The 12,056-nt window shown below is 64.0% G+C and carries 9 protein-coding genes; 8 read left to right on the top strand and 1 reads right to left on the bottom strand.

Features of this window, described 5'->3' with window-relative positions; genetic code table 11:
- Positions 1-467 precede the first annotated feature (467 nt).
- On the bottom strand, positions 468-2,027 hold the full coding sequence (locus tag MesoLj_RS03760; protein WP_202325118.1) for a vWA domain-containing protein: 1,560 nt from the start codon (positions 2,025-2,027) through the stop codon (positions 468-470).
- Positions 2,028-2,234: 207 nt separating this feature from the next.
- Here MesoLj_RS03760 and rtcR point away from each other — a divergent pair, with 207 nt between their 5' ends.
- The 8 genes from rtcR (at position 2,235) to MesoLj_RS03720 (ending at position 11,952) form a co-directional block, all read left to right on the top strand.
- Positions 2,235-3,833, top strand: coding sequence for an RNA repair transcriptional activator RtcR (gene rtcR / locus MesoLj_RS03755; RefSeq protein WP_202325117.1), 1,599 nt, complete (start codon positions 2,235-2,237; stop codon positions 3,831-3,833).
- Positions 3,834-4,001: 168 nt separating this feature from the next.
- The gene (locus MesoLj_RS03750) at positions 4,002-5,096 is read left to right on the top strand and encodes a transporter substrate-binding protein (protein WP_202325116.1); all 1,095 of its coding nucleotides are present in this window, start codon (positions 4,002-4,004) and stop codon (positions 5,094-5,096) included.
- A complete protein-coding gene (locus MesoLj_RS03745; RefSeq protein WP_202325115.1) occupies positions 5,093-5,707 on the top strand; it encodes an ANTAR domain-containing response regulator in 615 nt (204 codons plus the stop codon). Before MesoLj_RS03750 ends, MesoLj_RS03745 begins: the two co-directional genes overlap by 4 nt.
- Positions 5,685-6,593: an ABC transporter permease gene (locus MesoLj_RS03740; protein ID WP_446720294.1), complete on the top strand. Its 909-nt coding sequence runs from the start codon at positions 5,685-5,687 to the stop codon at positions 6,591-6,593. The genes MesoLj_RS03745 and MesoLj_RS03740 overlap by 23 nt, the downstream gene beginning before the upstream one ends.
- A 13-nt stretch (positions 6,594-6,606) precedes the next feature.
- Complete coding sequence (locus MesoLj_RS03735; RefSeq protein WP_202325114.1) at positions 6,607-7,527, top strand: ABC transporter permease; 921 nt, start codon at positions 6,607-6,609, stop codon at positions 7,525-7,527.
- 45 nt (positions 7,528-7,572) lie between these two features.
- Positions 7,573-9,216 carry an ABC transporter substrate-binding protein gene (locus tag MesoLj_RS03730; protein WP_202325113.1) on the top strand — a complete coding sequence of 548 codons (1,644 nt, stop codon included), beginning with the start codon at positions 7,573-7,575 and terminating at the stop codon, positions 9,214-9,216.
- Entirely contained in the window at positions 9,206-10,150 is a 945-nt protein-coding gene (locus MesoLj_RS03725; protein WP_140770820.1) for an acetamidase/formamidase family protein, read from the top strand. Before MesoLj_RS03730 ends, MesoLj_RS03725 begins: the two co-directional genes overlap by 11 nt.
- Positions 10,147-11,952: an ABC transporter ATP-binding protein gene (locus MesoLj_RS03720; RefSeq protein WP_202325112.1), complete on the top strand. Its 1,806-nt coding sequence runs from the start codon at positions 10,147-10,149 to the stop codon at positions 11,950-11,952. The genes MesoLj_RS03725 and MesoLj_RS03720 overlap by 4 nt, the downstream gene beginning before the upstream one ends.
- Positions 11,953-12,056: the final 104 nt, after the last annotated feature.

Raw genomic sequence — 12,056 nt, 5'->3', positions numbered from 1 at the left:
AGCGCCTGCAAGGTGAGGAGTCGAACCTCACGGAGCATCCCGTTTCGTGTTGCTGTAGTTCCATCGGGCATTCGCCGCGGCTGTTTCTTGCAAGGTGTAACGACAAGTCTGTTGTGAAACTGCCTTTCTGCTTTACCGACTGAGCTACGGAGCCGATTGGCAGCTCCGGCGGGAATCGAACCCGCGACCCGAAAGTTAGGATGTAGTTCCACAGGCATTCGTCACGCCTTGTGCTCGGTTCCTTTCTGTCCAGTTGCGACCGAAGTCGCGTAAAAAAGTCGTCGGGCATGACGACAAGGTTTGACGAAACGTCCCGCTCTATCCGCTGAGCTACGGGTCCATAGTGGCGGACCCGACGGGATTCGAACCCGCGACCTGGAGGTGAATAGCCTGTAGTTCCATCGGCATTCGTCATGCCCTGATACGTGTTCAGTCGGTCCCGGCAGACGCACCGCCGGGACCATTGTCTAGATCTCAACCGCCTCGATCGTGCGCACCCAATGGTCCGGGTCGCCGCCCGAGGACAGCATCGTGCCCACCACGTCGAAGACGCGGTCGGAGAAGCCACCGACATTCAAGATGTCGGCCTGCGGCTTGGCCTGCGTCGTCGCATAGGGCTGGATGTCGATGCAGACCAGCTTGGCTCCAGGGTTCAACCCCTTGAGCTTCTGCCATTCCTGCATCGTCGCCGTCCCCTGATGCGCATGCGCCGAGGCGTCCACCCAGGACTGGTTGTCCGACACGAATACCACCAGGTCGACATCAGCCTTCTCACGCACCAGCCGTGCCAGCGGAGCCGAACAGTTGGTTCCGCCGCCACCGATGGCGGCAAGTTTGGCGGCGTTGGTCATCACCGTATCGCGAGCGTTGAGGCTGATATCAACCACATCGTTCTCGAACGGCAGGACCCTCGCCGTCGGGTTGCGTCGCAGCATGGCGGCGGCCACCAGGGCAGCCACGTCGATGCAACGCACGGCCGACGTCGCGCCCTTGCGGTAGCCGGTCGCCGGCGAGCTCATCGAGCCCGAAACGTCCGGACACACGACCACCTTGCCCTTGATCCGGGGCACGTTGCCGAGCGCGATTTCCATCGCATCCTGCAGCGCGTCCCCGACCACGCTAGGCACGTCAGTACCGGCCATGGTGAACGCCACCATCAGCTGATACGGGAACACTCGGGCGCGCCGGATCTCCTCGGGATCACGAAGACGCGCCGCCAGCGTCTCGCCGAACCCGTCCACTTCGAACACGCCGTTGCGGGCGAAGGTGTTCAGGTTCTGGCGCAGCATCTGCCATCCGGCCGTCGCCGCGATCTGCACCCAATGCTCGCGCGACAGCGGCATCGAGGTCAGCATCTGGAACGGCACGTCCGGCACAGGCAGCGACGGATCGCGCTTGAACGCTTCGAACGCCTTCACCACGTCCGGCAGCATGGCCACGTCATGCGGCTTGCCGATCAGATAGCCATAAAGCGCCTCACGCGAGGCCGATTTCGGCTTCGGGTGAACCATCTTGACGACATCGGCCAGCGACGGATCATTGCCGACCGCGGCCCGCATGATCTCGAAGTCGGCCGCCTGCTCGAGCCACGCCTGGACAAGCCGCTTCGGCCGCGTGCCGAGCGACTTGCGCCCGGTGGCGCCCGAACGCATGACCTGCACGAAGTTGCGCAGCATCTTGCCGTTCCTGACGATACGCCCGAATGCCCGGTTGAACTCGTCACCCTGCATCGCGGAAAGGACGGCCAGCAGCAATGCCGGCATATCCTTCATGTAGCCCTGCTCGAAAGCATGGACGGCGGTGCGCGCCAGGAACCCCGGCTCGACCTGCCAGGCGAGCTTCAGCACCTCGTCCAGCTGCTCGCGCGGCTCGGCATAGAAGGTCGCGTTGAACGTGCCCGTCGCCGCCAGCTGCGCCAGAGCCTGATGCGGCGACAGGCGGTAAGCCCGGGCACCCTCATGGTTTCTGGCGTCAGCCGGCGGGAGCAGCTTTCCTGCACTCGTCGCAAACACGGATTTGTTCGCCATTGTTCTCATCCTTCATTTCACACCAGCATCACTGCAGGCGGCGTGCCAGTTTGAAGGATGAGCGAGTCCTAGTCCGCCAGATGTCAATTAACCAACTGATTTTGCTATGAAAGAAAAATCGATCCGAGACCACATAGCCTCTGGCGCAGTCTAAGGGATTGCCTGTATTATAATCCAATTATCTCCGACTTTATACTATGGAATAAAATGAGAAGACGTGTTGCGATAGGCATCCTTGGCACGACGCTGGATGCGAGCGGTCGGGATGACCGCTGGAAAAAATGGCGGCCGACGGTTGCGCTGTGCCAGCAACCGGGGCTGTTCATCGATCGGCTGGAATTGATCCACGATGTCCACTCGCAACGGCTGGCAAATCAGGTCACTGCCGACATCGAACAGGTTTCGCCGGCCACCGAGGTCAGGCCTCATCTCATCAGCATGCGCGACCCGTGGGATTTCAGCGAGGTCTACACCGGGTTGCGGGACTTCGCTCGTGCCTACACGTTCGATCCCGAGAAGGAAGACTATCTTGTCAACATCACCACCGGCACCCATGTCGCGCAGATATGCTGGTTCCTGCTCACTGAGGCCCATTTCATTCCGGCGCGGTTGTTGCAGCTTTCGCCGCGCAAACGCGACAGCAATGACGATGTTTCCGGCAGCCATTCGATCATCGATCTCGACCTGTCGCGTTACGACGCGATCGCCACGCGCTTTGCAGCCGAGCGCGACGAGGCAACGTCCTTCCTGAAGTCGGGCATCGCCACCCGCAATCCCGCTTTCAACCAGATGATCGACCAGATCGAGAAAGTGACAATCCGCTCGCGTGCGCCGGTTTTGCTCACCGGGCCGACGGGCGCCGGCAAGTCGCAACTGGCCAGGCGTATTTACGAACTCAAGAAGGCGCAGCGGCAGGTTTCCGGTGCCTTCATCGAGGTCAATTGCGCGACGCTGCGCGGCGACCAGGCGATGTCGACCCTGTTCGGCCACGTCAAGGGCGCCTTCACCGGCGCCCAGAACGAGCGCGCCGGGCTGATGAAATCAGCCAACAAGGGCGTGCTGTTCCTCGACGAGATCGGCGAGCTTGGCCCCGACGAACAGGCCATGTGCCTGCGCGCCATCGAGGAAAAGCGCTTCCTGCCGGTCGGCGCCGACCAGGACGTGATGTCGGATTTCCAGCTTCTCGCCGGCACCAATCGCGATCTGTCGATCGGCGTCAAGGAAGGCAAGTTCCGCGAGGATCTTTTCGCGCGGCTGAACCTGTGGACCTTCCAGCTGCCGGCGCTGCGCGACCGCAAGGAAGACATCGAGCCAAACCTAGATTTCGAACTGCGCCGCTTTAGTGAGCGCGAGGGACAGAACGTAACCTTCAATAAGGAAGCGCGCGACCTCTATCTGAAATTCGCCGTGGCGCCGGAGGCGATGTGGCGGGCGAATTTCCGCGATCTCTCGGCCTCCGTCACCCGCATGGCGACGCTGGCGCCGCTCGGCCGCATCAACGAGGAGACGGTGCGCGACGAGATCGAACGTTTGGCCACGCTTTGGCGCGCCGGTGAAGCCGACGACCGGGAAGCCATTCTGGGAGAGGTTCTGGGCCCCGAGCGGCAAGGCCGGATCGACCTCTTCGACCGGGCGCAGCTGGCAACCGTGCTCGCGGTTTGCCGTGACAGCAATTCGATCAGCGCCGCCGGCCGCAAGCTGTTTGCCGTCTCGCGGCTGCAGAAGACCAGCGGCAACGACGCCGACCGGCTGCGCAAATACCTCAGGCGCTTCGACCTCAGCTTCGAGGACATCGCCCGGAAATGACCGACATCGCGTACGATCCCCGACCGGCACACTTTCCCGCTTGACTGACCCGCCGGACCGAATACCCTAGAACGAAATACCGGCTCTGATCGCCGGGCGGCAAGAATGCCTCGTATGCCTCGCCCTTGCGGCGCTGGCTGCGGGGCATTGTCATTTCTGGGGTCCTGTTTGAAACGGCGCATCGAGATCGGCATCCTCTATTCCCGCTCGGGGAGCTATCAGCTCGTCTCCGATGCGTGCCGCATGGGCGCCATGCGCGCCATCGCCGACATCAATGCCGATCGCGGCTCAGGCATCGAGCTGGTGCCCGTCGAGCGCGATCCGCAAAGCAATGCCGACCGCTACGCGACGCTTTGCGAGGACATCTTCAAGACCAGCAGCGCACGCCATGTCGTCGGCTGCGTCACATCCTGGAGCCGCAAGGAGACGATCCCGGTGCTGGAGAAGGCCGGCGGCATGCTCTGGTACGCCTGCCCCTACGAAGGCTTCGAGGCCAACGAGCATGTCGTCTACATGCACGCCTGTCCCAACCAGCACCTGGTGCCGCTGATGGCCCATGTCGTGCCGCGCTTCGGCGCCAACGGCTTCCTGCTCGGCTCGAACTATATCTGGGGCTGGGAGATGAACCGTGTCGCGCGCGACCTGATCGCGGACGCCGGCGGCAAGGTGCTGGGAGAACGCTATCTGCGCATCGGCGAGACCGACGTGTCGCGCCTGATCGGGGAAATCCGCGCGACGCGGCCGAACTTCATCCTCAACAATCTGATCGGCACCTCATCCTATGCCTTCCTGGCCGCCTATCGTGACCTAGGCGATGAGGATCCTGCCTTCAGCCCGCAAACCTGCCCGGTCATCTCCTGCAACCTCACCGAGGGCGAGCTGCCGGCGATCGGCGAAACGGGCAAGGGACATCTATCGGTCGGGCCCTATTTCGCACCACGGCCGGCGGCTTTCGCCTCGTCCTTCGAGGCCTCCGCCTATGCCTCCGTGCAGGTGATGGCCGAGGTGCTGTCGCGCGATCCCGACGCCGGCCCGGCGGGGTTCTCGAAAGCCTTCGCCGCAACGCGCTTCTCCACCCGGCTGGGGCCGATCGCCATCGACGCCCACACCCAGCACGCGACGCTGCCTGTCATCATCGGCCGGATCGCCGACGGATATTTCGAGGTCGTCAGCCAGCAGCACGAAGTCGCGCCGGATCCCTATCTGTCGCGCTACGACCCCGCCAAGACGTTCGGCCGTCCGCGCCTGAGGGTGGTGTCGTGACCAGAATCCCGCGCATCCCCAATCTCGGCGGCGCCAGGGCCTTCATCCTGCATCGCCCGCATCCGACGGTGCAGGCCATCACAAGACAATTGTCGGCCATCGGCCTCGTCACGCTCGACTGCTGGCCGGAACTGCCGCCCGAGGCGCTCGCCGCCGATTTCGTCTTCTTCGACGCCGATCTCGGTTTCGACGAGCAATTCCCCTGGAAGCCGGGCGAGGCGCCGATGCCGCTGGTGGCGCTGATCGGTTCGGAGGCGCCGGGCCGTATCGAATGGGCATTGTCGCACAACGCCGATGCCCAGCTTTTGAAGCCGGTCGGCACTGCCGGCGTCTACAGCGCGCTGCTGATCGCGCGGCAGAGTTTCGAGGCGCGCAAGAATTTAGCCGGCGAAATTTCCTCGCTGCGCCAGCGCGTCGCAGAGCGCCAGACGATCGTGCGTGCGGTGGCGGCACTGTCGAAAGGCACGGATGACGAGCGCGCCTATGCGCAACTGCGCTCGCTGGCGATGAGCTGGCAGATCAGCGTTGAGGATGCCGCACGCCGGATCGTGGCGATGATGAGCGAGGAAACAGGCGAGGAAGGCGGCGATGACCAGTCCCATCGCGCCTGATCTCATCGCGCCGGCGCGCATGCCGGCCAGGCCGCGCGCGGGCGTCTGGCGCCGGCTGGTCAAGCGCCGTCTGGCGCTGCTCGGCCTGGTCATCGTCGCCATCGTGGTCGCCGGCGCCGTGCTGGCCCCTTGGCTGACCGGCTATGATCCCAACGAACAGATGTTCGACGGCCTGACCATCGAGGGCTCGCCCTTGCCGCCGGATGCCAAATTCTGGCTCGGCACCGACCTGCTCGGCCGTGACCTGCTGACCCGCATCCTCTACGGCGCCCGCACCTCGCTGATCATCGGCATCGTCGCCAATGGCGTGGCACTTCTGATCGGCACGCTGGTCGGCGTCACGGCAGGTTATTTCCGCGGCTGGATCGGCAGCGCGCTGATGCGTTTCACCGATCTGATGATGGCGTTTCCGGCGCTGCTGCTGGCCATCTGCCTGGCGGCGGTGTTCGAGCCCAGCCTGTGGATCGTCGCCATGGTCATCGCGCTGGTCAACTGGGTGCAGACCGCGCGCGTCATCTACACCGAAACTTCCTCGCTCGCAGAGCGCGAGTTCATCGACGCCGAGCGCACCATCGGCGCCGGCGCGCCGCGTATCCTGTTCCGCCACATCCTGCCGCACCTCCTGCCGACCATCATAGTCTGGGGCACGCTCGGCATTTCGACGACGGTGCTGCTGGAGGCGACGCTCTCCTTCCTCGGCATCGGCGTGCAGCCGCCGACGGCCTCGTGGGGCAACATCATCTTCGAGAACCAGACCTATTTCCAGGCAGCGCCCTGGCTGGTGTTCTTCCCCGGCGCGGCGATCCTGGCGCTGGCGCTGGCCTTCAACCTGATCGGCGACGCGCTGCGCGACATCCTCGATCCGACGCAGAGGGGCCGGGAATGATGGGGGGCCGGTCATGATCGCCTATCTCGGCCGCCGGCTGATCCAGTCGCTGCTCATCCTGCTCGGCGTCTCGCTGATCACCTTCGCGCTGCTCTACCTGTTGCCCGCTGATCCGGTGCGCCAGATCGCCGGGCGCAGCGCCACGCCACAGACGGTCGAGAACATCCGCCAGCAGCTTGGCCTCGACCAGCCTTTCGTCGTCCAGTACTGGCACTATCTGACCAGGCTCGTCAGCGGCGATCTCGGCCGCTCCTACATCCAGCGCTCCGAGGTTACCGAGCTGATCGTCTCGCGGTTGCCGGCGAGCCTGCTTTTGATGGTCGGCGCCATCCTGTGCGAATTGCTGATCGGCCTCTCCATGGGCCTGATCGCCGCCGTCAAGCGCGGCACCGCCACCGACCAGACCTTGATGGTCGCGTCCTTCGTCGGAGTCTCGGCGCCGCAATTCGTCGTCGGTCTCTTGCTGCTCTATGTCTTTGCCGTGCGGCTGAGCTGGTTTCCGATCGGCGGCTACGGCACCTGGCGCCATCTGGTGCTGCCGTCGCTCACCATGGGCATCCTCGGCGCCGGCTGGTACGCGCGCATGATGCGCTCGTCGATGATCGACGTGTTGCGCCAGGATTACGTCCGCACCGCGCGTGCGAAAGGCCTGGCGCGTGGTGCCATCCTCTTCCGCCACGCACTGCCCAACGCCATCCTGCCGATCATCGCCATGATCGGCATCGACATCGGCATCTTCATGGGCGGCATCGTTGTCGTCGAAAGCGTGTTCGGCTGGCCCGGCATCGGCCAGCTGGCGTGGCAGGCCATCCAGCGCGTCGACATCCCGATCATCATGGGCGTCACGCTGGTCTCGGCCTTTGCCATCGTGCTCGGCAATCTCCTGGCCGACATCGTCGCGCCCTTCATCGACCCCCGCATCAAGCTCAGATGACAATCAGGACATGACCGAAAACAAACAGAGAAAGGGAACATAACAATGAAAAAGTATCTCATATCCACGGTAGCGGCATCGGCGCTGGCGCTGATGCTCGGCATGACGAGCGCGCGCGCCGAGGACACGATCGATCCCAACGCCAAGCAGGGCGGCGCCATCACCATCACCTACAAGGACGATGTCGCGACCCTCGACCCGGCGATCGGCTATGACTGGCAGAACTGGTCGATGATCAAGAGCCTGTTCGACGGGTTGATGGACTACGAACCGGGCACCACCAACCTCAAGCCCGACCTTGCCGAGAGCTACGAGATCTCGCCCGACGGCAAGACCTTCACCTTCAAGCTGCGCCACGGGGTGAAATTCCACAACGGCCGCGAAATGACCGCCGACGACGTGAAGTATTCGCTCGACCGCGTCACCAACCCGAAAACGCAGAGCCCCGGTGCCGGCTTCTTCGGCTCGATCGTGGGCTATGACGAGGTGGCCGCAGGCAAGGCGGAGACCCTGTCGGGCGTCACGGTCGTCGATCCCTACACCGTCAAGTTCGAGCTGACCCGTCCCGACGCTACCTTCCTGCATGTCATGGCCATCAACTTCTCGCATGTCGTGCCGAAGGAAGAGGTCGAAAAGTACGGCGCCGATTTCGGCAAGCATCCGGTCGGCACCGGAGCCTTCAAGCTCGCCGAATGGACATTGGGACAGCGCATCGTCTTCGAGCGCAACCCGGACTATTGGCACAAGGGCCTGCCGCATTTGGACAAGATCACCTTCGAGATCGGCCAGGAGCCGATCGTCGCGCTGCTGCGCCTGCAGAAGGGCGAGATCGACGTGCCCGGCGACGGCATTCCGCCGGCCAAGTTCCAGGAAGTGATGGCCGATCCCGAGCAGAAGGCGCGTGTCGTCGAAGGCGGCCAGCTGCACACCGGCTATGTCACCATGAACACCACCATGGCGCCGTTCGACAATGTGAAGGTGCGTCAGGCCGTCAACATGGCAATCAACAAGGCGCGCATCATCCAGATCATCAACGGCCGCGCCGTGCCGGCCAACCAGCCGCTGCCGCCGTCGATGCCGGGCTACGACAAGGAATACAAGGGTTATCCCTATGATGTCGCCAAGGCCAAGGCGCTGCTTGCCGAGGCCGGTCACCCCGATGGTTTCGACACGCAACTGTTTGCCATGAACACCGACCCCAACCCGCGCATCGCCCAGGCGATCCAGCAGGATCTGGCGGCGATCGGCATCAAGGCCAGCATCCAGTCGCTCGCTCAGGCCAATGTCATTGCCGCCGGCGGCGACAAGGCCGGCGCGCCGATGATCTGGTCCGGCGGCATGGCCTGGATCGCCGACTTCCCGGATCCGTCGAACTTCTACGGCCCGATCCTCGGCTGCGCCGGTGCTGTGCCGGGTGGCTGGAACTGGTCGTGGTACTGCAACAAGGATCTCGACGCCAAGGCGGCCGAGGCCGACTCAGTGGTCGATCCCTCAAAGGCCGTCGAACGCGACAAGATGTGGAGCGCCATCTACGACAAGGTGATGGAGGACGCGCCCTGGGCGCCGGTCTTCAACGAACAGCGCTTCACCATGAAATCGGCCCGCATGGGCGGCGCCGACAACCTCTATGTCGACCCGGTCCATATCCCGATCAACTATGACAATGTGTACGTAAAAGATGTGCAATAACTGCGACTACACCATCCACGGACGCCATCACCATTTCGGCTGGGACAACGCCTTCGCCCCGGCCGAACGTGTGGCGCCCGGCTCGACCATCGAGTTCCAGTGCCTCGATTCCTCCGGCGGTCAGCTGAAACCCGACAGCACGGTCGGCGATATCGCCAAGCTCGACTTCGCCACGATCAACCCGGTGACCGGGCCGATCTTCGTCGAGGGCGCCGAACCGGGTGACGCGCTGAAGGTGACGATCGAGATGTTCAAACCGTCCGGCTTCGGCTGGACGGCGAACATTCCGGGCTTTGGGCTGCTCGCCGACGATTTCATGGAGCCGGCGCTGAACATCTGGAAATATGACGCAGCCTCGCTCGAGCCGGCGCTGTTCGGCAAAAATGCGCGTGTGCCGCTAAAGCCTTTTGCCGGCACCATCGGCAACGCACTGGCCGAGATGGGCCATCACTCGGTGGTCCCGCCCAGACGCGTCGGCGGCAATCTCGACATCCGCGATCTCGCCGCCGGCACGACGCTCTATCTGCCGGTGGAAGTGGCCGGTGCGCTGTTCTCGGTCGGCGACACCCATGCCGCGCAAGGCGACGGCGAGGTTTGCGGCACGGCGATCGAAAGCCCGATGGACGTCGTGCTCAAGCTCGACCTGGTCAAGGACGCCCGGCTGAAGACGCCGCGCTTCACCACGCCGGGGCCGGTGACGCGCCATCTCGACGCCAAGGGCTATGAGGTGACGACCGGCATCGGGCCGGACCTGATGACGGGTGCGAAGGAGGCCGTTGCGCAGATGGTCGACCTGCTCGCCGGGCGCTACAAGCTCGATCCGGTCGAGGCTTACATGCTGGCCTCGGTCTGCGGTGATCTGCGCATCAGCGAGATCGTCGACATGCCGAACTGGGTGGTCTCTTTCTACTTCCCGCGCTGCGTCTTCGAATGAACGCTGGCGTGGGCAGGAGGCGGACCGGAGCTGCCGCTCCGGTGACGGCGGGACTGGTGCTCGATATCGCCGGCCTGTCGGTCAGCGTGCGCGGCGAGGATGGCGAGCGCGAGGTTGTTTCCGACCTGTCGCTCACACTTGCACGCGGCGAAACGCTCTGCATCGCCGGCGAGTCCGGCTCCGGGAAATCGATGACGGCGCTGGCGATCATGCAATTGCTGCCGCAGCCTGCTGCCCGCATATCCTCCGGCACCATCCGTCTCGGTGATGTCGAGCTGACCGATCTCGACGAGCGCCAGATGCGGCGCATTCGCGGCGACCGCGTCGCCATGATCTTCCAGGAGCCGATGACCTCGCTGAACCCTGTGCTGTCGATCGGCCGCCAGCTCACCGAGTCCATCGAGGCGCATACCAGCCTGTCGCAAGCCGAGGCCCGCCAGCGTGCCATCGAGGCGCTGAAGGCGGTGCGCATTTCGGAAGCTGAAAGCCGGCTAAAGCAGTTTCCGCACGAACTCTCTGGCGGCATGCGCCAGCGGGTGATGATCGCCATGGCGCTGGCGCTCAAGCCCGACGTGCTGATCGCCGACGAGCCGACGACGGCGCTCGACGTCACCGTGCAGGGCGAGGTGCTGGAACTGCTGCGCGACTTGCAGCGCCAGCATGGCACGAGCGTCATCCTCATCACCCACGACATGGGCGTTGTCGCCGAGATGGCCGATCGCGTCATCATCATGCGGCATGGCCGCATGGTCGAGGAGGGCAAGGCATCGGACATTTTTGTCCGACCTCAGGCGGATTACACCCGCGAGCTGCTGGCCGCCGTGCCGCGCATCGGCAGCGGTGTCGGGCGGCAGAAATCCAGGGATGCACAGGAATTTTCCAAGCCGGCAAACGTCGCCGAGGTCAGCGACCTTCATGTTCGCTTTGATCTACGCGGCGGCGTTTTTGGCCGGGTCACCCGCCGTGTTCATGCGGTTGAGGGCGTCAGCTTCTCGATCGCGCCCAACGAGACGCTGGCGCTGGTCGGCGAGTCGGGCTGCGGCAAGTCGACCACCGCCAAGGCGCTGGCCGGACTGGTGCCGTATAGCGGCGACATCGTTGTCGGGGGGCGCAATTTATCGGGCCTGGGCCGCGACGAACGCAAGGCGGTGCGCCGCGACGTGCAGATGATTTTCCAGGACCCCTTCGCCTCGCTCGACCCGCGCATGCGCGTCGGTGATCTCGTCGCCGAGCCGCTCGTCATCCATGGCATTGCCTCGAAGGACGAGCGCCGGGAGCGTGTGGCGGCATTGTTCGAGCGCGTCGGCCTGTCGGCCGACCAGATGGAACTCTATCCGCACGAATTCTCAGGCGGACAGCGTCAGCGCGTCTGCATTGCCCGCGCGCTGGCGCTGCGGCCAAAACTGATCATCGCGGATGAGAGCGTGTCGGCGCTCGACGTCTCGGTGCAGGCGCGCGTGCTCGACCTGTTGAAGGAATTGCAGCGCGAATTCGGCGTCGCCTATCTCTTCATCTCGCACGACATGGCGGTGGTCGAGAACATCTCCGACCGCGTCGCCGTCATGTATCTCGGCCAGATCGTCGAGATGGGCACGCGCGATCAGGTCTTTTCCAACCCGCGTCACCCCTACACGAAACGGCTGATCGAGGCCGTGCCGGTGCCTGATCCGGCCAGGCGCAGAAGCCGCTTCGCCCGGCTCGATCAGGAGATCCCGAGCGCCACCCGCAAGATCGGGGAGGCGCCGCTAAAGCTGGCCTTGCAAGATGTCGGCAACGGCCATCTCGTCGCTGCCGGTAACTAGAGCAATTCCAGGAAAAGTGTGAAGCGGTTTTCCCGGGACAAGCGCGTAGCGCTTGACCTTGCAATCGCGCCAAAACAAAGAGGTGAAGCAGTTCACCGTTTCCG

Origin of the sequence: Mesorhizobium sp. 113-3-9, assembly GCF_016756515.1 — a bacterium.
Taxonomy (GTDB): Bacteria; Pseudomonadota; Alphaproteobacteria; order Rhizobiales; family Rhizobiaceae; genus Mesorhizobium.
Note: the sequence above shows the minus strand (reverse complement) of the source record. Positions and strands in the feature narration are given on the sequence as shown.